This window comes from Streptomyces sp. NPDC055013 (genome assembly GCF_053608645.1).
The window spans coordinates 172,190-192,631 of sequence record NZ_JBSGVW010000009.1 but is presented as its reverse complement, the minus strand read 5'-3'; the positions used below and the strand labels follow the sequence as shown (position 1 = coordinate 192,631).

Sequence of the window (20,442 nt, the reverse complement as noted above, 5' to 3'; positions counted from 1 at the left end):
CCCCCGGACACCTGGGACTTACTTCTCGACCTCGGTGGCCAGCTTGGCGAGCAGCTCGTCGTAGATCCGGCCGAGGCCCTTGGGCGCGAAGGTCTTCTCGAAGAAGCCGCCGATACCGCCGGCGCCCTGCCACGTGGTGGTGACGACGACGAGGGACTTGCCCTCACCGGCCGGGGTGACCCGCCAGGTGGTGACCATGGAGGAGTTGCGGTCCTTCTCGACGAGCTCGCCGTCGGTGGGCTCGCTGACCTCCAGGAGGCAGTCGCGCACACGCTTGCTGGTGGCTTGGAGCTTCCAGTGGACGAGGGTGCCCTCGCCGTCGCCGCCCTCGCGCACCTCGTACTCGCTGAAGTGCCCGGGCAGCAGCTTCTGCCGCGTGCCGCTGTAGTCGGCGAGGGCGTCGAACACCTTCTCCGCGTCCGCCGCGACGACCCGCTCCGTAGTGGCCTCGACCTGCGCCATTGACTTCCTCCAGGACCTGAATTCTCGGGGATTGGAGCAAGCCAACCACCCCGCTGCCGGACCGCCCAAATCGGGGTCCCGATCAGCTCTCCGAACCGATCGCACAGTGATCGGAAACGAAGCCCGGGGATAGGTCGCATGATCAAGGGAACATGTGTTCTATTCTAGGGGCAGTGCTACCGAGGAGGCCTCATGCGCTGGGAGAACCTCACCCTGGAGTCCGACCACAGCCGTGCCGACTCCGCGCTGTTCGGCGCGGACGCGGTGGTCACCCGCACCTTCGACACGCCCGAGTTCGCCGGGATCACGTTCCACGAGATCCGGGCCCGCTCGATCCTCAACCGGGTGCCGGGCGCCTCGCGCATGCCCTTCGAGTGGACGGTCAACCCGTATCGGGGCTGCTCGCACGCGTGCGTGTACTGCTTCGCCCGCAAGACCCACAGCTATCTGGACCTGGACACGGGCCTCGGCTTCGACTCCCAGATCGTGGTCAAGGTGAACGCGCCGGAGCTGCTGCGCCGCCAGCTCGGCTCGCGCCGCTGGCAGGGCGATCACATAGCGATGGGCACGAACGTCGACTGCTACCAACGCGCGGAGGGCCGCTACCGCCTGATGCCGGGGATCCTCGCCGCCCTGCGCGACCACGCCAATCCGTACTCGATCCTGACCAAGGGCACGCTGATCCTGCGCGACCTGGAGCTGCTGAAGCAGTCCGCCGAGGTGACGGACGTCGGCGTCTCCGTCTCGGTCGGCTTCACCGACCCCGAGCTGTGGCGCACCGTGGAGCCGGGCACGCCCGCCCCCGAACGCCGCCTGGACGTCGTCCGGACGCTGACCGAGCACGGACTGGGGTGCGGTGTGCTGATGGCGCCGGTGATCCCGTTCCTGAGCGACAGCCCGGCCCAACTGCGGGCCACCGTGCGCGCGATCGCCGCATCCGGGGCCACCTCGGTCACGCCCCTGGTACTGCATCTGCGTCCCGGGGCACGCGAGTGGTTCATGGCCTGGCTCGGCCGGGAGCACCCGTATCTGGTGCGCCGGTACGAGCGGCTGTACGCGGACGGCGCCTACGCGCCGAAGTGGTACCAGCGCCGGGTCACCCGTCAGGTGCACGACCTGGCGCAGGAGTACGGGATAGGCCCCACGCGCGCGGGGATGCCCCGGCGGATCCGCGAGCCGGAGCCGGCCCCCGCCGAGCACACGGAGTCCGAACCGACCCAGCTCTCGCTGATCTGAGAGCCTCGGCGGGCATTGGGGCGCATCTCTCGGCCCAATAGGGTCAAGTCTTGCCCGAAGCAGTTCTTCCAGGCGCCCCTTCCGGGATGAATGCGGCCGGGATCGTGGCCTTCGCGGTCCCGCACCCTCCGTCCTGGGAGGACCCCATGGGAAAACGCGCAGCCGTGCTGTGCGGCGCCGCCGTCGTCATGGCCGCAACCGTGACGGCTGTCCCCGCCGGAGCCAGCGCCACCGGCACCGCGGACACCTTCAGAACCGCACCCCTGACCTGGAAGAAGTGCGGCAACACGAAATACCCGACGCTGCAGTGCGCGTCCCTCGACGTGCCGCTCGATCACACCGAACCGCGCGGACGGCAGATCACCCTCGCGCTGTCCCGCGTCCCGCACACCGCGAAGAAGTTCCAGGGCCCGCTGCTGGTCAACCCCGGCGGCCCCGGCGGCAGCGGTCTCACGCTGGCCGGATTCGTCGCCTCCGGACTGCCCAAGGCGGTGGCGGCACAGTACGACGTCATCGGCTTCGACCCGCGCGGCGTCGGCAGGAGCAAGCCCGCCGTCAACTGCAAGCCCGGCCACTTCGCCCCGGTGCGCCCGAACTCCCTGCCGAGCACCCCGTTGATCGAGCGGGCCAACCTGCTGCGCGCCAAGTCCTTCGCGCGGGCCTGCGGCAAGAAGTACGCGGACGTGTTGCCGCACCTCAACACCGTCAGCGCCGTGCGCGACATGGACCGGATCCGCGCGGCACTCGGGGTGCGGCAGATCAACTACTTCGGTTACTCGTACGGCACCTACCTCGGCGCGGTCTACGCCAAGCTCTACCCGCAGCGGGTGCGGCGCGCGGCCCTCGACTCCGTCGTCGACCCCACGGGCGTCTGGTACGAGGCCAACCTCGCGCAGGACGTCGCCTTCAACGACCGGCACCGCGCGTTCCTGGCGTGGGTCGCCAAGTACGACCGGACGTACGGGCTGGGCACCGATCCGTCGCGGGTCGAGGCCGCCTGGTACCGGATGCGGGCGGCCCTGGCCAGGACGCCGGCCGGCGAGAAGGTGGGCGCCTCCGAGTTGGAGGACACCTTCCTGCCCGGCGGCTACTACAACGGATACTGGCCCTACCTCGCCGAGGCGTTCGCCGCGTATGTGAACGACGGGAACGCCGACCCGTTGGTCGAGGCGTACGAAAAGTTCGGCGCCGCCGACGCGTCCGACGAGAACAGCTACAGCATCTACGCCTCCGTACAGTGCCGCGACGCCGCCTGGTCCCGGGACTGGCAGCAGTGGCGGACGGACAACTGGTCCGTGCACGCGAAGGCGCCGTTCATGACCTGGAACAACGCCTGGTACAACGCGCCGTGCGCGTTCTGGCCGAAGGACCCGCTTCCCTCGGTGAGCATCGCCAACAGCAAGGTGCCACCGGTGCTGCTGTTCCAGTCCACCGACGACGCGGCCACCCCGTACCAGGGCGCCGTCACGGTGCACCGGCAGCTGGCCCGCTCCAGCCTGGTGGTCGAGCGGGGCGGCGGCAACCACGCCGTCACGCTGGGCGGGAACTCCTGCCTGGACAAGCACCTCGCGGCCTACCTCGCCGACGGCACGGTGCCGCGCGGCGCGGGTGAGGTCGACGCGGTGTGCGAGGCGCGGCCCGACCCGAAGCCGCTGAGCTCCAAGGTGGCGTCGGCGGCGGCGCGCGGCGCCGAGCTGCATCGGCTGGTCGGCTTCCGCCACTGAGCGCTTGATCGCCGGTCACAGGTCGCCTGACGGTCCGTCGGGGGCGTTGTCAGACCCATGGTCCACCATGGACGCATGAGTGAGCTGACCAGGATTCCCGCCCCCGACGGGGTCGCCCCCGCCGCCCAGTACACCCACGTCGTGCTCGGCACCGGGCGCTTCGTCGCCGTCTCCGGCCAGCTCGCCCTCGACGAGGACGGCAAGCCGGTCGGGGAGGGAGACCCCGGAGCCCAGGCCCGCCAGGTCTTCGAGAACCTGAGGCGCTGCCTCACCGCGGCCGGCGCGACCTTCGACGACGTCATCAAGCTCACCTACTTCGTCACGGACATGGCCCACATGCCCGCCCTCCGCACGGCCCGCGCCGAGCACATACCCGACGACCGGCTGCCGGCCGCGTCGGCGGTCCAGGTCGCCGGGCTGGTGCGCCCCGAGTTCCTGATGGAGGTCGAGGCGTTCGCCGTGCTGCCGTGCTGATCGGGGTCGGACCGGGTGACGGATGGCTACGGTGCCGTCATGGATGACGACGGCATACGGATCCGCCCCATGACCCCGGCCGACTGCGACCGTGTCGCCGAGATCCGCGTCGGCGGCTGGCAGACCGCCTACAGGGGCCTGATCCCGCAGTCGTACCTGGACGCCCTGGATGTGGCCCAGGACGCCGGACGCCGCCGCGCCTACTTCTCACAGGCCGACGGCAGCGTGGTCGACCTGGTCGCCGAGCAGGGCGGTCGGATCGTCGGCTGGGCCTGCCACGGTCCGTACCGTGACGGCGAAGTACGCACCGAAGACGCCGAGTTGTACGCCATCTACGTGGACCCCGGGCAGTACGGCACCGGCATCGGGCGGTCCCTGCTCCAGGAGTCGGTACGCCGTTGCACCGCCGCCGGACATGCCCGCATGCTCCTGTGGGTCCTCAGGGACAACGTCCGCGCCCGGCGCTTCTACGAACGGGGCGGCTTCCGGGCGGACGGGGCCGAGGAGCCCTTCGAGGTGGACGGCGTCGAGGTGCCCGAGGTGCGGTACGCGCGTGCGCTGAGGGCCGGCTGACAGGGGCGTCGCTCTTACGCGTTGCCGTCGACCGGCCGGTGCCTCACCGCTGGTGTGGGATGCGGGCCAGCGCCCGTACCGCCGCCTCAGCGAGGGCCGGGTGGGCCAGGGCCTCGTTCAGGATGCGTCTGGCCCGGGTGTCGCCCAGGGTGCCGAGGCCGTCCACGCAGGCGAGGGCCACGCGGCGGTAGGGGTCGTGCGGGCGCAGGCGTCGCTCCAAGGTGGTGATGAGGGCGGGCACGGCCTCGGGGGCGCGCAGTTCGACCAGGAGCCGGACCGGGTGCAGGGCGTAGGCGACGCGCAGTTCGTTGGTGGCGAGGGCGGCGGCCGCGCGGGCGGTGCGCGGGTCGCCGAGGCGGGCGAGGGCGTGGGCGGCGGAGGCGCAGCGCTGCGGGTCGCGGTGGTTGAGAAGCAGGACGAGCGACTCGAAGGCCCGCCGGTCCCCGGCGAGGCCCAGCCGGAACGCGGCCAACTCCCTGGCCCACAGCGGCTGCCCCGGCGCGGTGAGCACGTCGGCCAGTTCGCCGAGGTCCTCGGTCGTCACGAGACGGTCGTACGCGGCCGACGTACCGGACTCCTGCCGTAAGCGCTCCGTGAGTGATCGCAACTCTTCGTCCATGAAGGCGAGCGTATGCAAGCGGCCCGCTTCTCGGGACCTACATCACAAAGACGGGGGCTGGCGTGCTCGTTACCCACCGGTTAAGCTCATACGAGCGAGTCACCCACTCGCAGATTTGCTTGCAGCGGCCTGGTGACGCAGCCGCCGCGAGTGTCGGTCGGTTCGGTACATCGCGTACCTCAGTACGACTCGGCTCCGGGACAGGGCCGGTCGGATCCTCCGTTCCCCGGGGCGTGTGCACGCCCCTCGGCGACGGCACCGGGCGTGTGCGCCAGTAGCCCGGCAACACCCGCACTCACTTCTCTCCGCACCCGGTGCGCTCTCGGTTCGGCCTCGATGGGGCCGGGCTCGGCGCACCCGGGCGCGCTCCCAGTCGTCACCCTCATTCCTGGAGTCCCGCGATGGCCACTCCCCTGTCCGACACCCCTCTGTCCCCGCTGAAGACCGTTGCCGTCGTCGGCCTCGGCACCATGGGCACCGGCATCGCCGAGGTCCTCGCCAAGGCCGGTCGCGACGTCATCGGCATCGACATCAGCGAGGCCGCGACCGCCAAGGCCGTCGCCACCCTGGAGTCCTCGACCGCCCGCGCCGTGGAGCGCGGCAAGCTGACCGAGGACGAACGTGCGGACGCCCTCGCCCGCGTCCGCACCTCAACCGACCTGCGTGCCGCGGCCGACGCGGACCTGGTCATCGAGGTGGCGCCGGAGTCGTACGAGATCAAGCAGCAGATCTTCCGCGAGCTGGACGGGATCGTGCGCCCCGAGACGATCCTGGCGACCGGCACCAACGCCCTGTCCGTCACGCGGCTGGCCGCCGACTCGGCCCGCCCGGAGCGGGTTCTCGGTCTGCACTTCTTCAACCCGGCGCCCGCGATGCGGCTGGTCGAGGTCGTCTCCTCGGTGCTGACCGCGCCGACCGCCGTCTCCGCGGTCACCAACCTCGCCCTGGACCTCGGCAAGGAGCCCGTCGCGGTGGGCGACCGGCCCGGATTCGTCGCCGACGGGCTGCTGTTCGGCTACCTCAACCAGGCGGCCGCGATGTACGAGGCGAAGTACGCCTCCCGCGAGGACATCGACGCCGCGATGCGGCTGGGCTGCGGACTGCCGATGGGCCCGCTGGCGCTGCTCGACCTGATCGGCATCGACACGGCGCGCACCGTCCTGGACGCCATGTACACCGAGTCCCGCGACCGGCTGCACGCCCCCGCGCCGATCCTCAAGCAGCTCAGCGAGGCGGGCCTGACGGGCCGTAAGTCGGGCCGCGGCTTCTACACGTACGAGGCGCCGGGCAGCGCCACCGTCGTGCGGGACGCGCTGACGCCGCTGGACGGCGCCGCCCTCACGCCGGGCCGCGAGGTCCGCTCGGTCGGTGTCGCGGGCTCCGGCACCATGGCGTCCGGGATCGCGGAGGTCTTCGCCAAGGCCGGCTACGACGTCGTGCTCGCCGCCCGCAGCGAGGAGAAGGCGCAGACCGCGAAGGCCCGTATCGGCAAGTCTCTTTCCCGCTCTGTCGACAAGGGCCGGATGACCGCCGAGGCCGCCGCGCAGACCCTGGACCGGATCACCGCGGCGGGTTCGTACGACGCGTTCGCCGACGTCGATCTGGCCGTCGAGGCCGTCGCCGAGGACCTGGAGATCAAGCGGCAGCTGTTCGCGACGCTGGACAAGGTCTGCAAGCCGGGTGCGGTGCTGGCCACCACCACCTCGTCGCTGCCCGTCGTCGCCTGTGCCCGCGCCACCTCGCGTCCGCAGGACGTGATCGGCATGCACTTCTTCAACCCCGCGCCGGCCATGAAGCTGGTCGAGGTCGTCCGCACGGTCCTGACGGGTGACGACGTGCACGCGACGGTGCGCGAGGTCTGTGGCCGGATCAGGAAGCGCGCCGTGGACTGCGGCGACCGGGCCGGATTCATCGTCAACGCGCTGCTGTTCCCGTACCTGAACAACGCCATCAAGATGGTGCAGGAGCACTACGCGACGCTCGACGACATCGACGCGGCGATGAAGCTGGGCGGCGGCTACCCGATGGGGCCGTTCGAACTGCTGGACGTCGTCGGGCTCGATGTGTCCCTCGCGATCGAGAAGGTCCTGCACCGCGAGTTCCGCGACCCGGGCCTGGCTCCGGCGCCGCTGCTGGAGCACCTGGTGGCCGCGGGCTGCCTCGGCCGCAAGACGGGCCGTGGCTTCCGCGAATATGCCCGGCGCTGAGCGGCCCGGGGACTGGTTCGGAGGCGGTCAGGAGTGGGGGGGGGGGGGGGCCCCCCGCCGCCCCCCCCCCCCCCCCCCCCCCCGCCCCCCCCCCCCCCCCCCCCCCCCCCCCCCCCCCCCCCCCCCCGGGGGGGGGGTTCCCTCTATGCGCCCGGGGGCGGCGGGGGGGGGGGTGGGGGGGGGGGGGGTGGGGGGGGGGGGGGGGCGGCGGCCCCCCCCCCCCCCCCCCCCGACCACCCGGCGCGGCCCGGCCCCGCCCGCCGAACCCGGCGTTCCCCCGCCCGCCGAGGGCGGGGGAAACCCCGTACATGCGCATCAAGCTGCGCACATGCAGTACGTTCGGGTCATGCCCCAGCCCGCCAAGTCCTCACGTACACCAGCCACGCCCGACGCGCCGGAAAGTGCCGCCGGCAGTCGCGCGGCCGCCCAGCGGCTCAAGATGCGCCGCGAACTGGCTGCCGCGGCCATGGAGCTGTTCGCGACCAAGGGGTACGAGGCAACCACCGTCGACGAGATCGCGGCGCAGGCCGGGGTCGCCCGCCGCACGTTCTTCCGCCACTTCCGCTCCAAGGAAGAGGCGATCTTCCCCGACCACGACGACACACTGATCCGCGCGGAGGCGGTGCTCAACGCGGCGCCCGCGCACGAGCACCCGCTCGACACCGTGTGCCGTGGCATCAAGGAAGTCATGAAGATGTACGCGGCCCGTCCGGAGATCTCGGTGGCCCGCTACAAGCTCACCCGCGAGGTCCCCACCCTGCGTGAGGCGGAGATCGCGTCGGTGGCCCGCTACGAGCGCCTGTTCACCCGCTACCTCCTCGGCCACTTCGACGAGCACGCGCACGACGACGACGCCAACGACGACCCGCTGCTGGCGGAGGTCGCCGCGTCGGCCGTGGTCACCGCGCACAACCACGTCCTGCGGCGCTGGCTGCGGGCCGGTGCCCAGGGCGACGTGGAGGCGCAGCTCGACCACGCCTTCGCGATCGTGCGGCGGACGTTCGGGACGGGGATCGGGGCGGGCCGGGAGACCGCGCCGCGTACGGTGCCGGCCTCCGTGGCGGGCCAGGGCGAGGTGCTCGTGACCGTGGCGCGGACCGACGCGCCGCTCGACGAGGTGATGCGGACCATCGAGCAGGCGCTGAAGGAACGGGCGTAGCGCGTCAGCAGGGGCTGGGCTCCTCCTGGCGACTCCCGCCACGGGAACCATTTCTCCGGCCCGTCCGTCCTCCACGTCGAAGCACGATCTTGATGGTGCGCTTGACGGTGTGCGACGGAAGAGGGTTGCCGTGCGGACGAACGATTCGACCAAGTTCCAGGCCACGCTGGCCGACGGGCGGCGCATGACCCTGTCCCTCCCCGCGACGGACGCGAAGTGGGCCGCCGACGGCATCAAGGGCCTGCGCGCCGTCCCGCCCACGCACACGGGCCGCGGCGAGGAGCCGCCCGCCCTCCCCGAGGAGCCGGCCCTCCCCCTGCAGGTGGCCCTGCTCGGCCTGGGCGCGTAGCGCCTTGTGCGGCTGATCGGGCCGGGCCCCTGAGCGACGGCGGCTCGGGGCGGGCGCGCCAGGCCTCACGACGGCGGCATGATCCACCGGACGGGCCCCCTGTCCCCGGCGCCGGACCGACGGGCCCGGTGCGAACCTCGCCGCTTCCCCCGTAAGCAGCCCACCACCAGCCGCCCCGTCGCCGTGGACGGCATGTTGTGGCCGGTGGCGAGCAGGATCCGCGGGGCGGCCCGGTACGGGGCCGATCAGGGGCAGGGCGTCGGGGGGCATCGGGCGCGGCCCCATTCACTCCGCTCCCGCCGCTCCCAGTCGGCGCCCTGTCGAGCAGCCGCCACCAGCGCCTGAACGCGGACCTGCCGGAAGCGGTCCGGGCCCCGGTCGAAGCCCATCGTCCCGGCGGCCATCTCGATGCGTACGCCGAGCGAGGCGCACACCTCCCGGGACCGGACGCCCCCGGCGATCATGACGGCGTCCGCTTGGCAGGTCCCCCGCGACCGTACGGACCTCGACTCGATCCGCGCCCTCCCGGACCGCCGTCACCCGCGCGCTCTCGACCAGCTCGGCTCCGTCGCGCCGCAGCCACGAACTGCCCGGCATCCACGGCCCATTGACGCTCCACCAGGAGACCGGTCGAAGAGGGCCGGCCCGAGGGCGGGCTCCGTCTCGGCCGGCGCCGCGCCCAAGAGCACCCGCTCCAGCGCGACCGCCGCGCCGAGCCGAGCCGAGCCGAGCCGAGCCGACGGAAGCCTGCCGCCCGTGCGCCGCACCCTGGTACGACATGCGAGGAGCCGGGCCCGGGACGTCGCCGACATGCACGACTCGCACCGGGGCGCCGCCCTGGCACCGCGTGCCGGTCCATGGCTGGAGCCGCGGGCGGGAGACTCTGATCACCCGGGGCGGAGTGCGGCTTCCCGCTCGCCCGGACCGCCGAGCGCCTCGTCGTCCACCGCAACACCCTGCTCCACGGACTGACGACGACTGGTGACCGATAGCGCCCGATTAACACCTACTCGTCGGTAGCTTTGATCGATCATCGCTCATTTGTTACGTAAAGATTTCATCTGAGAGCAAGTTCTGGCACCCAGTGCCTTGCCACGTGACACGCCGTGCCATACGTTGAAAGAGTCCGGGCGGCCGGCGTGCAGAGACCTTTCGTACGTCGGCTGTCCCCGCAAGCTCCCCCCGGGGCCTGCGCGCCCGGCGCCTGCGTCACAGGCAACCTCCCGCGCCACAAAGCGCTGCCGAACAGCACAACAGCCGAACCGACGGCAACCACCACATCCCTCAGCAGCATCGACGTAACCCTCAGCACCCCTCCCTCAGGGTGCGTACCGCCGGAGGCAACACCGTGACCGTGAAGGACATCCTCGACGCGATCCAGTCGCCGGACTCCACGCCCGCCGACTTCGCCGCCATGCCGCTCCCCGAGTCGTACCGCGCGATCACCGTGCACAAGGACGAGACGGAGATGTTCGCGGGCCTGGAGACCCGCGACAAGGACCCGCGCAAGTCGATCCACCTGGACGACGTCCCGCTGCCCGAGCTCGGCCCGGGCGAGGCCCTGGTCGCCGTCATGGCCTCCTCGGTCAACTACAACTCGGTGTGGACGTCGATCTTCGAGCCGCTGTCGACCTTCGGGTTCCTGGAGCGCTACGGCCGCAGCAACGAGCTGGCCAAGCGCCACGACCTGCCGTACCACATCATCGGCTCCGACCTCGCGGGCGTCGTCCTGCGCACCGGCCCGGGCGTCAACGCCTGGAACCCCGGTGACGAGGTCGTCGCGCACTGTCTGTCCGTCGAGATGGAGTCGTCCGACGGCCACAACGACACGATGCTCGACCCCGAGCAGCGGATCTGGGGCTTCGAGACCAACTTCGGTGGCCTCGCGGAGATCGCGCTGGTCAAGTCCAACCAGCTGATGCCCAAGCCGGGTCACCTCAGCTGGGAGGAGGCCGCCGCTCCGGGCCTGGTCAACTCCACCGCGTACCGCCAGCTGGTCTCCCGCAACGGCGCCGGCATGAAGCAGGGCGACAACGTCCTGATCTGGGGCGCGAGCGGCGGACTCGGGTCGTACGCCACGCAGTTCGCACTGGCCGGTGGCGCCAACCCGATCTGTGTCGTCTCCAGCGACCAGAAGGCGGACATCTGCCGCTCGATGGGCGCCGAGGCGATCATCGACCGCAACGCCGAGGGCTACAAGTTCTGGAAGGACGAGCAGACCCAGGACCCGAAGGAGTGGAAGCGCTTCGGCAAGCGCATCCGCGAGCTGACCGGCGGCGAGGACATCGACATCGTCTTCGAGCACCCCGGCCGCGAGACCTTCGGCGCCTCGGTCTTCGTCACCCGCAAGGGCGGCACCATCACCACCTGTGCTTCGACCTCGGGCTACATGCACGAGTACGACAACCGCTACCTGTGGATGTCGCTGAAGCGGATCATCGGCTCGCACTTCGCCAACTACCGCGAGGCCTGGGAGGCCAACCGGCTCATCGCGAAGGGCAAGATCCACCCGACGCTGTCGAAGGTGTACTCGCTGGAGGACACCGGCCAGGCGGCCTACGACGTGCACCGCAACCTCCACCAGGGCAAGGTCGGCGTCCTGTGCCTCGCCCCCGAGGAGGGCCTCGGCGTGCGCGACGAGGAGATGCGCGCCCAGCACATCGACGCCATCAACCGCTTCCGCAACATCTGAGACACCCGAGGTCATAGATGACTGAGCGTCAGCCCGCCGAAGGCAAGCGGGAGAAGGACCGGCCGTGGCTCATGCGCACGTACGCCGGTCACTCCACGGCCGAGGCGTCCAACGAGTTGTACCGGCGCAACCTCGCCAAGGGCCAGACCGGTCTGTCGGTCGCGTTCGACCTGCCGACGCAGACCGGCTACGACTCCGACCACATCCTCGCCCGCGGCGAGGTCGGCCGGGTCGGCGTACCGGTGGCCCATCTCGGTGACATGCGCCGGCTGTTCCAGGACATCCCCCTGGAGCAGATGAACACCTCGATGACGATCAACGCCACCGCCATGTGGCTGCTGGCGCTCTACCAGGTCGTCGCCGAGGAGCAGGGCGCGGACATCACCAAGCTCCAGGGCACGACCCAGAACGACATCGTCAAGGAGTACCTGTCGCGGGGGACCCATGTCTTCCCGCCGGGGCCCTCACTCCGGCTGACGACGGACATGATCACGTACACGGTCTCCCACATCCCGAAGTGGAACCCGATCAACATCTGCAGCTACCACCTGCAGGAGGCGGGCGCCACGCCGGTCCAGGAGATCGCGTACGCGATGTCCACCGCGATCGCGGTTCTCGATGCCGTACGCGACTCGGGGCAGGTCCCCGCCGAGAAGTTCGGGGACGTCGTGGCCCGTATCTCCTTCTTCGTGAACGCGGGCGTCCGCTTCGTCGAGGAGATGTGCAAGATGCGGGCGTTCGGGCGGATCTGGGATCAGGTCACGCGCGAGCGTTACGGCATCGAGAACCCCAAGCAGCGCCGCTTCCGGTACGGCGTCCAGGTCAACTCCCTCGGTCTGACCGAGGCGCAGCCGGAGAACAACGTCCAGCGGATCGTCCTCGAGATGCTGGCCGTGACCCTCTCGAAGGACGCACGCGCGCGTGCCGTGCAGCTGCCCGCCTGGAACGAGGCGCTGGGTCTGCCCCGGCCCTGGGACCAGCAGTGGTCGCTGCGTATCCAGCAGGTGCTGGCGCACGAGAGCGATCTGCTGGAGTACGAGGACATCTTCGACGGCTCGCACGTCATCGAGGCGAAGGTGAGCAAGCTCGTCGAGGAGTCCCTCGCGGAGATCGAGCGGATCCAGGAGATGGGCGGCGCGATGGCCGCCGTCGAGTCCGGCTACCTCAAGTCGCAGCTGGTCTCCTCGCACGCCGAGCGCCGGGCCCGGATCGAGTCCGGGCAGGAGAAGATCATCGGTGTCAACATCTTCGAGACGACCGAGCCGAACCCGCTGACGGCCGACCTGGACACCGCGATCCAGACGGTCGACCCGGCGGTCGAGGCCCGGGTCATCGCGGGCCTGGAGCACTGGCGCGACACCCGCTACCAGCCGCCCTTCAACCACCCGCGCCCCTGCAAGGCGCTGGACCGGCTGAAGGAGGCCGCCAAGGGCACCGACAACCTCATGGAGGCCACCCTGGAGTGCGCCCGCGCCGGGGTCACGACCGGCGAGTGGGCGGGGGCGCTGCGCGAGGTGTTCGGGGAGTTCCGGGCGCCGACGGGCGTGTCGTCTGCGCCGGTTGCCGTCCCCGCGGAGGAGGGCTCGGCCATGGCCGACGTCCGCCGCAGGGTCGACCTGACGGCGAAGGACATGGGCGTCGGCAAGCTGCGGTTCCTGGTCGGCAAGCCCGGCCTGGACGGGCACTCCAACGGCGCCGAGCAGATCGCCGTACGGGCGCGTGACGCCGGCTTCGAGGTGGTCTACCAGGGCATCCGCCTGACGCCCGAGCAGATCGTGGACGCGGCCCTCGCGGAGGACGTGCACGCGGTCGGCCTGTCCATCCTGTCCGGCTCGCACGCCCAGCTCGTGCCGGACGTGCTGGAGCGCCTTCGTGTGGCCGGTGCCACAGAGATACCTGTCATCGCCGGTGGGATCATCCCCAATGGCGACGCCGAGCAGCTGAGGGCCGCGGGTGTGGCCGCCGTCTTCACCCCGAAGGACTTCGACATCACCGGAATCATCGGCCGCATCGTCGACGAGATCCGGAAAGCGAACAAGCTCGACCCCCTGGAGGTCCCCGCATGACCGTCAACCGTCTGCGTCCCCGCCGCTCGTGTCTCGCGGTCCCGGGAAGCAACCCCCGCTTCCTGGAGAAGGCGCAGGGCCTGCCGGCGGACCAGGTCTTCCTCGACCTGGAGGACGCGTGCGCCCCGCTCGCCAAGCCCGAGGCGCGGCACACCATCGTCAAGTTCCTCAACGAGGGCGACTGGACGGGCAAGACGAGGGTCGTGCGCGTCAACGACTGGACGACCGAGTGGACGTACCGCGACGTCGTGACCGTCGTCGAGGGGGCCGGCCAGAACCTCGACTGCATCATGCTGCCGAAGGTGCAGACCGCCGAGCAGATCGTCGCCCTCGACCTGCTGCTGACGCAGATCGAGAAGACGATGGGCTTCGAGGTCGGCAAGATCGGCATCGAGGCGCAGATCGAGAACGCCCAGGGCCTGAACAACGTCAACGAGATCGCGACGGCCTCCCAGCGCGTCGAGACCATCATCTTCGGCCCGGCCGACTTCATGGCGTCCATCAACATGAAGTCGCTGGTCGTGGGCGAGCAGCCGCCCGGCTACCCGGCGGACGCCTACCACTACATCCTGATGAAGATCCTGATGGCCGCCCGCGCCAACAACCTCCAGGCGATCGACGGCCCCTACCTCCAGATCCGCAACATCGACGGCTACCGCGAGGTCGCCCAGCGCGCCGCGGCCCTCGGCTTCGACGGCAAGTGGGTGCTGCACCCGGGCCAGGTCGAGGCGTCCAACGAGATCTTCTCGCCCTCGCAGGAGGACTACGACCACGCCGAGCTGATCCTGGACGCGTACGACTACTACACCTCCGAGGCGGGCGGCAAGAAGGGCTCCGCGATGCTCGGCGACGAGATGATCGACGAGGCCAGCCGCAAGATGGCGCTGGTCATCTCCGGCAAGGGCCGCGCGGCGGGCATGCAGCGCACCAGCAAGTTCGAGATCCCGGAGGCCTGAGCGCGATGCAGTTCGGACGCACCTACGAGGAGTTCGAGGTCGGGGCGACGTACAAGCACTGGCCGGGCAAAACGGTCACCGAGTACGACGACCACCTGTTCTGTCTCCTCACCATGAACCACCACCCGCTCCACATGGACACCAACTATGCGGAGAAGACGACGGACTTCGGCAAGAACGTCGTCGTGGGCAACTACATCTACTCGCTGCTGCTCGGCATGAGCGTGCCGGACATCTCCGGCAAGGCCATCGCCAACCTGGAGATCGAGTCGCTCAAGCACGTGGCGCCGACCTTCCACGGCGACACGATCTACGGCCAGACGACGGTGCTCGACAAGTGGCCGTCGAAGTCGAAGAACGACCGCGGCATCGTCTATGTCGAGACCAAGGGCTACAAGCAGGACGGCACGCTCGTGTGCGTGTTCCGCCGCAAGGTGATGGTGCCGACCGAGACGTACATCAAGGAGCGCGGCGGCGAGCAGCCCGGCCGCCCCGAGCTCAAGGAGCAGGAGAAGTAGCCATGGCGCGACTCGCCCAGACCGCCGGTCTGACCGACATCCAGCAGGAGATCCTCTCCACCGTCCGCGACTTCGTGGACAAGGAGATCATCCCGGTCGCCACCGAGCTGGAGCACCGCGACGAGTACCCCCAGCAGATCGTCGACGGTCTGAAGGAGTTGGGCCTGTTCGGCCTGATGATTCCCGAGGAGTACGGCGGTCTGGGCGAGTCGCTCCTGACGTACGCGCTGTGCGTCGAGGAGATCGCCCGCGGCTGGATGTCGGTGTCCGGCATCATCAACACCCACTTCATCGTGGCGTACATGCTCAAGCAGCACGGCACGCAGGAGCAGAAGGACCACTTCCTGCCGCGCATGGCGGCCGGCGACATCCGCGGCGCCTTCTCGATGTCGGAGCCGGGCCTGGGCTCCGACGTGTCGGCCATCACGTCGAAGGCGGTGAAGGACGGCGAGGAGTACGTCCTCAACGGCCAGAAGATGTGGCTCACGAACGGCGGAACGTCCTCTTTGGTCGCCGTTCTCGTCCGAAGTGACGAAGGACACCCCGAGGGCACCGCGCCCCACAAGTCGATGACGACCTTCCTTGTCGAGAAGGAGCCCGGCTTCGGAGAGGTCCGCCCCGGCCTCACCATCCCCGGCAAGATCGACAAGATGGGCTACAAGGGCGTCGACACGACCGAGCTCATCATGGACGGCCTGCGCATTCCGGCCAATCGGGTGCTCGGCGGCGTCACCGGCCGAGGTTTTTACCAAATGATGGACGGCGTCGAGGTCGGCCGCGTCAACGTGGCGGCGCGTGGCTGTGGCGTCGCTCAGCGTGCTTTCGAACTCGGTGTCCAGTACGCCCAGCAGCGTCACACCTTCGGCAAGCCGATCGCCCAGCACCAGGCCATCCAGTTCAAGCTGGCCGAGATGGCTACCAAGGTCGAGGCGGCGCATGCCATGATGGTGAACGCGGCACGCAAAAAGGACTCCGGGGAGCGAAACGACCTCGAGGCTGGGATGGCGAAGTACCTCGCCTCCGAGTACTGCAAGGAGGTCGTCGAAGATGCCTTCCGGATCCACGGCGGCTACGGCTTCTCCAAGGAGTACGAGATCGAGCGCCTCTACCGAGAGGCTCCGATGCTGCTTATCGGTGAAGGTACCGCCGAGATCCAGAAAATGATCATCGGTCGCAGGCTGCTCGAAGAGTATCGGTTCCAGGGATAGATGTACGGGTTCGGGGTGTTTTCTTCGAGAAGAAGATCACACCCCGTCAATACTCTTCAGCCGCCGACTCGGCTTCCTGGCTTGCCCAGTTGTGGCCCGCGACCGGTACGATCCCGGGAAAGCCGCCGTCCCCCGTCGAAGCGCGGCATCATCCGCTACGAAGGTCATCCATGCCCCACAGCCAAACCTCTGCACCTCGCGACAGCCGGGCCGGCGTACGCCTCGCGCGCGGAGCATCGCCGTGGCTTCTCCCGACCGTCGCCACCGCAGCCCTCAGCCTGGCCCGCGCACGCCGCTCCGGCGTCGCCAAGGCCGTGGCCGTGCCCGCCACCGCGCTCGCGGCGGGCATGCTGTGGTTCTTCCGCGACCCCGAGCGCGAGATCGCGCAGGGCCGGGTCATCTCTCCCGCCGACGGTGTGGTGCAGAGCATCATGCCGTGGAAGGACGGCCGCACCCGCGTCGCGATCTTCATGAGCCCGCTCAACGTCCACGTCAACCGTGCGCCGCTCTCCGGCACGGTCACGTCCGTGGAGCACATCCCTGGCGGGTTCGTTCCGGCGTTCAACAAGGAGAGCGAGAACAACGAGCGCGTAGTCTGGCATTTCGACACCGAACTCGGCGACATCGAAATGATCCAGATCGCCGGCGCGGTGGCCCGACGCATCGTCCCCTACATCCCGCAGGGCACGAAGGTCGAGCAGGGCGACCGTATCGGTCTGATCCGCTTCGGCTCGCGTGTCGACATCTACCTGCCCGAGGGCGTGGAGGTCGCGGTCGAGGTCGGGCAGAAGACCGTGGCTGGGGTGACTCGCATTGACCGTGATTGATCCTGAGACACAGCCGGGCTGGGTGCCCGAGGCCGACGAGGTCGACGAAGAGGAGGAGATGCCTCTTTCTCTCCGCCTGTCGATAGCGGACACCCTCACGCTCGGCAACGCCACGTGTGGCTTCATGGCGGTGTACTTCACCACCACCGGCATCCTGATCCCGCACCTCACCGGCAGCCAGGAAACCGGCATGGCCCGCCACAGCGCGGCCACGGCGGTCATCCTGATGCTCTGCGCGGCGGTCTTCGACCTGTTCGACGGCCTGGTCGCGAGGAAGCTCCGCTCCTCCCCGATGGGCGCGGAGCTGGACAACCTCTCCGACCTGATCAGCTTCGGTCTGGCCCCGGCGTACTTCGTCCTGGTCTACGGCATGGTCGCCGACGACGCGCACCAGCGGGTGGCGGCGGTCGGCGCGATCGTCGTGCTGCTCGCGGTGGTGCTGAGACTCGCGCGCTTCTCCTGCGTGACCCCACCGAACGGCATGTTCCAGGGCATGCCGTCGCCGTTCGGCGCGCTGACGGTGGTCTCGATCGTCCTGCTGGAGCTGCCCTTCGTGGCGACCCTGCTGGCGATCCTGGGCACGGCCTGGCTGATGGTGAGCCGCGTCGAGTACCCGAAGCCGCGTGGCCGCCTCGCGGTGGCGATGCTGGGCTGGATCGTGGTCAGCATGGGTCTGCTCGCCGCCTGGGCCTTCGAAGCCCCCAGCGGCCAGCTCCTGCTCCAGACGGGCTGCGCGCTGCAGCTGGTCATGGGCGCGGTCATCCCGCTGTTCGCCACGGCCCGCCGGGTGAACAACTTCCGCGACAACCGGCGTGAGGCACGGGCGGCACAGCTCCCGTAAGCAGCCGTGCCGAAGCCGTACGCGGCCGTACGACACCAGGAAGGGCCCCCAGCCGGTCGGCTGGGGGCCCTTCGTCGTATCGTGCGTCGGCCGCGTCGGCTCAGCTCAGGAAGTCCCCGGCGATCCGCTCCGCCACCCGCTCCAGAATCGGTCCCGCGTCCGCGATGCACTTCGCCACGTCCGGCTCGACCTCCGTCAGGGGGTACGCCCGCCGGATCCCGGCCCGGCCCAGCGCCTCCGGCGCGAGCGCGAGGCGGCCGCACACCGCGACGACCTCCTTGCCGGCCGCGCGGGCGGCGGCGGCGACGCCCGCCGGGGCCTTGCCGTGCAGGGTCTGCTCGTCCAGGGAGCCCTCGCCGGTGATGACCAGCTCCGCCCGCTCCAGCGCGGGCGCGAAGCCCAGGACGTCGAGCATGACCTCGATGCCGGGGCGGAAGCCGGCGCCGAGGAGGAGCGCGCCGTAGCCGATGCCACCGGCCGCGCCGGCGCCCGGTGCGGCGGCGTGCTCGGCGGCCTTGGCGCCTACCGACTCCTCCAGCACCTTCGCGAAGTGCGCGAGCGCCGCGTCCAGGGTCGCCACGTCGTCCGGCGAGGCGCCCTTCTGCGGGCCGTACACCGCCGGTGCGCCCTTCGGACCGGTCAGCGGATTGTCGACGTCGCTGGCGAGCACCAGTTCGACCGAGGCCAGCCTCGGGTCGAGGCCGGAGAGATCGGCACCGGCCAGGTCGCCCAGGCCTCCGCCGCCCGGCGGCACCGGCTCCCCGTCCGCGTCCAGGAACCGCGCACCCAGCGCGCTCAGCATCCCGGCGCCGCCGTCGGTGGTGGCGCTGCCGCCGACGCCGAACACGATCGTGCGGGCGCCCGCGTTCAGAGCGGCCCGCAGCAGCTCGCCCGAGCCGTAGGTGGACGCCGTGAGCGGCGCGAAGACGCCGGCGGGCAGCCGCTGCAGGCCGCTCGCCTCGGCCATCTCCACGACCGCCGTGTCGCCGCGCAGCGCGAACGCCGCCGTCACCTCGTGCCCGAGGGGCCCGGCGACCCGTACTTCCCGGCGCTCGAAACCGGCCGCGACCGCCGCGTCCACGGTCCCGTCGCCACCGTCGGCCACGGGCATGGCCTCGACCTGGACGGCCGGCACGACCCGGCGCAGACCGGCCGTCACACGCTCGGCGACCTGCACGGCCGTCAGCGACCCCTTGAACTTGTCCGCGGCGATGAGCACGCGCTGTGTCACCTGTTTTCCCCTTGCTCTCCGGGCCTCGCGCACGTCAAGGCCAGTCGCGCCGCTGCGACCTTAACCGGAGGAGGCCCATGACGTCATGCCCTGCCCGGAGCCTGAGAACGCCCTGCGAACCCGCTGTGCGTACTGCCCGAACCCGGAGCGGACGCCCCCGGAATTGGGTAAACCGGTCCTATGACCCCTGTGGGCACTGAGCCAGAGCTCGCCGACCGTGTACTCGGAGGCTGGCTCGGCCGGATCGCGGGCAACATGCTCGGCAAGCCGGTCGAGCAGGGCGACCTGTGGACGCGGGACCGTATCGACCGCTATCTGCGGCAGGCCGCGGCCCTGCCGCTCACCGACTATCTCCCCGAGCCGGTCAGCGAGGACGACGGCTTCGAGCTGCGCCCCGAGTGGCGCCAGTGCGTGCGCGGCCGTATCCACGGCAGCTGCCGCGACGACGACGTCGACTACGCCATCCTCGGCCTCGATCTGCTGGAGACCCACGGCTTCGGCTTCAGCACCGAGCAGGTCGGCGACCTGTGGCTGCTGCGGCTGCCGTACCTTCAGACCTTCACGGCGGAGCGGGCCGCGTACCGCAACCTTGCGAACGGTCTGAAACCGCCGCTGACCGCCACGTACGACAACCCCTACCAGGAGTGGATCGGCGCTCTCATCCGCGCCGACATCTACGGCTGGACGTGCCCCGGCGACCCGCGCCGCGCCGCCGCCCTCGCCCGCAGGGACGCGGTGCTGTCGCACACCGGCAACGGTGTGTACGGCGCGATGTGGGCGGCGGCGCTGGTCGCGGCGGCGTTCACGGCGTCCACGGTCCGCCACGCGGTCGACCAGGCACTCGCCGTCATCCCGGCGAGCAGCCGTCTCGCCCGCACCGTACGCCGCGTGGTCTCGCTCCACGACACCCGGATGACCTGGGAGGACACGCTCACCACGGTCGCCGAGGAGACCGCCGGGCTCGGCTGGATCCACACCGTCCCGAACGCGGCCGTGCTCACCGCCGGGCTCCTGTACGGCGACGGGGACTTCACCCGCAGCATCACCCTCACCGTGCGCGGCGGCCTGGACACCGACTCCAACGGGGCGACGGCCGGCTCGGTGGCGGGTGTCCTGACCGGGGCGGAGGCGATCCCCGACCAGTGGACGGGGCCGCTTGAGGACACGGTCCGCAGTGCGGTGTTCGGATTCGACGGGATGCGGATCAGCGAGCTGGCGGAGCGGACGGTGCGGCTGGCGGAGGCGGAGGGCTAGGTCGGGTCCGCAAAGTCCCGTCGTTCGCCCGGAGGGCGGGCCCCGC

General features: G+C 70.4%; 19 protein-coding genes. 15 read left to right on the top strand and 4 right to left on the bottom strand.

Features of this window, described 5'->3' with window-relative positions:
• Positions 1–18: 18 nt before the first annotated feature.
• Entirely contained in the window at positions 19–462 is a 444-nt protein-coding gene (locus tag ACWGDB_RS14585; RefSeq protein WP_328878225.1) for an SRPBCC family protein, read from the bottom strand.
• Positions 463–654: 192 nt separating this feature from the next.
• Here ACWGDB_RS14585 and ACWGDB_RS14580 point away from each other — a divergent pair, with 192 nt between their 5' ends.
• From ACWGDB_RS14580 to ACWGDB_RS14565, 4 genes are all read left to right on the top strand, one after another.
• Positions 655–1,698, top strand: coding sequence for an Rv2578c family radical SAM protein (locus ACWGDB_RS14580; protein ID WP_453822750.1), 1,044 nt, complete (start codon positions 655–657; stop codon positions 1,696–1,698).
• Between the two features lie 146 nt (positions 1,699–1,844).
• A complete protein-coding gene (locus ACWGDB_RS14575; protein ID WP_453822749.1) occupies positions 1,845–3,422 on the top strand; it encodes an alpha/beta hydrolase in 1,578 nt (525 codons plus the stop codon).
• Positions 3,423–3,497: 75 nt separating this feature from the next.
• A complete protein-coding gene (locus ACWGDB_RS14570) occupies positions 3,498–3,896 on the top strand; it encodes a RidA family protein (protein WP_453822748.1) in 399 nt (132 codons plus the stop codon).
• A 39-nt stretch (positions 3,897–3,935) separates the two neighbouring features.
• On the top strand, positions 3,936–4,469 hold the full coding sequence (locus ACWGDB_RS14565) for an N-acetyltransferase family protein (RefSeq protein ID WP_453822747.1): 534 nt from the start codon (positions 3,936–3,938) through the stop codon (positions 4,467–4,469).
• 43 nt (positions 4,470–4,512) lie between these two features.
• Here the strand turns inward: ACWGDB_RS14565 and ACWGDB_RS14560 are convergent, their stop codons facing one another.
• Positions 4,513–5,088 (bottom strand): adenylosuccinate lyase, encoded by a 576-nt coding sequence (locus tag ACWGDB_RS14560; RefSeq protein WP_453822746.1) that lies wholly within the window; start codon positions 5,086–5,088, stop codon positions 4,513–4,515.
• Between the two features lie 401 nt (positions 5,089–5,489).
• Here ACWGDB_RS14560 and ACWGDB_RS14555 point away from each other — a divergent pair, with 401 nt between their 5' ends.
• The 3 genes from ACWGDB_RS14555 to ACWGDB_RS14545 all read left to right on the top strand — a co-directional run bounded on the left by ACWGDB_RS14555 (position 5,490) and on the right by ACWGDB_RS14545 (position 8,803).
• Positions 5,490–7,295, top strand: coding sequence for a 3-hydroxyacyl-CoA dehydrogenase family protein (locus ACWGDB_RS14555; protein WP_453822745.1), 1,806 nt, complete (start codon positions 5,490–5,492; stop codon positions 7,293–7,295).
• A 346-nt stretch (positions 7,296–7,641) separates the two neighbouring features.
• Positions 7,642–8,454 (top strand): TetR family transcriptional regulator, encoded by an 813-nt coding sequence (locus tag ACWGDB_RS14550; protein WP_383609775.1) that lies wholly within the window; start codon positions 7,642–7,644, stop codon positions 8,452–8,454.
• 130 nt (positions 8,455–8,584) lie between these two features.
• Complete coding sequence (locus ACWGDB_RS14545; protein ID WP_453822744.1) at positions 8,585–8,803, top strand: hypothetical protein; 219 nt, start codon at positions 8,585–8,587, stop codon at positions 8,801–8,803.
• A gap of 245 nt (positions 8,804–9,048) precedes the next feature.
• Here the strand turns inward: ACWGDB_RS14545 and ACWGDB_RS14540 are convergent, their stop codons facing one another.
• Entirely contained in the window at positions 9,049–9,267 is a 219-nt protein-coding gene (locus tag ACWGDB_RS14540) for a hypothetical protein (protein WP_453822743.1), read from the bottom strand.
• 890 nt (positions 9,268–10,157) lie between these two features.
• Between ACWGDB_RS14540 and ccrA the strand changes: the two genes are divergently transcribed.
• The 7 genes from ccrA (at position 10,158) to pssA (ending at position 17,911) form a co-directional block, all read left to right on the top strand.
• On the top strand, positions 10,158–11,495 hold the full coding sequence (gene ccrA / locus ACWGDB_RS14535) for a crotonyl-CoA carboxylase/reductase (protein WP_383623370.1): 1,338 nt from the start codon (positions 10,158–10,160) through the stop codon (positions 11,493–11,495).
• Between the two features lie 17 nt (positions 11,496–11,512).
• Positions 11,513–13,561, top strand: coding sequence for a protein meaA (locus ACWGDB_RS14530; protein WP_453822742.1), 2,049 nt, complete (start codon positions 11,513–11,515; stop codon positions 13,559–13,561).
• Entirely contained in the window at positions 13,558–14,517 is a 960-nt protein-coding gene (locus ACWGDB_RS14525) for an HpcH/HpaI aldolase/citrate lyase family protein (protein ID WP_031475710.1), read from the top strand. The genes ACWGDB_RS14530 and ACWGDB_RS14525 overlap by 4 nt, the downstream gene beginning before the upstream one ends.
• A 5-nt stretch (positions 14,518–14,522) precedes the next feature.
• The gene (locus ACWGDB_RS14520) at positions 14,523–15,035 is read left to right on the top strand and encodes a MaoC family dehydratase (RefSeq protein ID WP_030948303.1); all 513 of its coding nucleotides are present in this window, start codon (positions 14,523–14,525) and stop codon (positions 15,033–15,035) included.
• 2 nt (positions 15,036–15,037) lie between these two features.
• Complete coding sequence (locus ACWGDB_RS14515) at positions 15,038–16,243, top strand: acyl-CoA dehydrogenase family protein (RefSeq protein WP_031475707.1); 1,206 nt, start codon at positions 15,038–15,040, stop codon at positions 16,241–16,243.
• Between the two features lie 170 nt (positions 16,244–16,413).
• Entirely contained in the window at positions 16,414–17,070 is a 657-nt protein-coding gene (locus tag ACWGDB_RS14510) for a phosphatidylserine decarboxylase (RefSeq protein ID WP_048579466.1), read from the top strand.
• A 22-nt stretch (positions 17,071–17,092) separates the two neighbouring features.
• Complete coding sequence (pssA, locus tag ACWGDB_RS14505) at positions 17,093–17,911, top strand: CDP-diacylglycerol--serine O-phosphatidyltransferase (protein ID WP_453822821.1); 819 nt, start codon at positions 17,093–17,095, stop codon at positions 17,909–17,911.
• Between the two features lie 100 nt (positions 17,912–18,011).
• Here pssA and ACWGDB_RS14500 read toward each other — a convergent pair whose 3' ends face one another.
• Positions 18,012–19,142, bottom strand: a complete 1,131-nt coding sequence (locus ACWGDB_RS14500) for a glycerate kinase (RefSeq protein ID WP_453822741.1) — start codon at positions 19,140–19,142, stop codon at positions 18,012–18,014.
• A gap of 180 nt (positions 19,143–19,322) precedes the next feature.
• Here ACWGDB_RS14500 and ACWGDB_RS14495 point away from each other — a divergent pair, with 180 nt between their 5' ends.
• Positions 19,323–20,396: an ADP-ribosylglycohydrolase family protein gene (locus ACWGDB_RS14495; RefSeq protein WP_453822740.1), complete on the top strand. Its 1,074-nt coding sequence runs from the start codon at positions 19,323–19,325 to the stop codon at positions 20,394–20,396.
• Positions 20,397–20,442 lie beyond the last annotated feature (46 nt).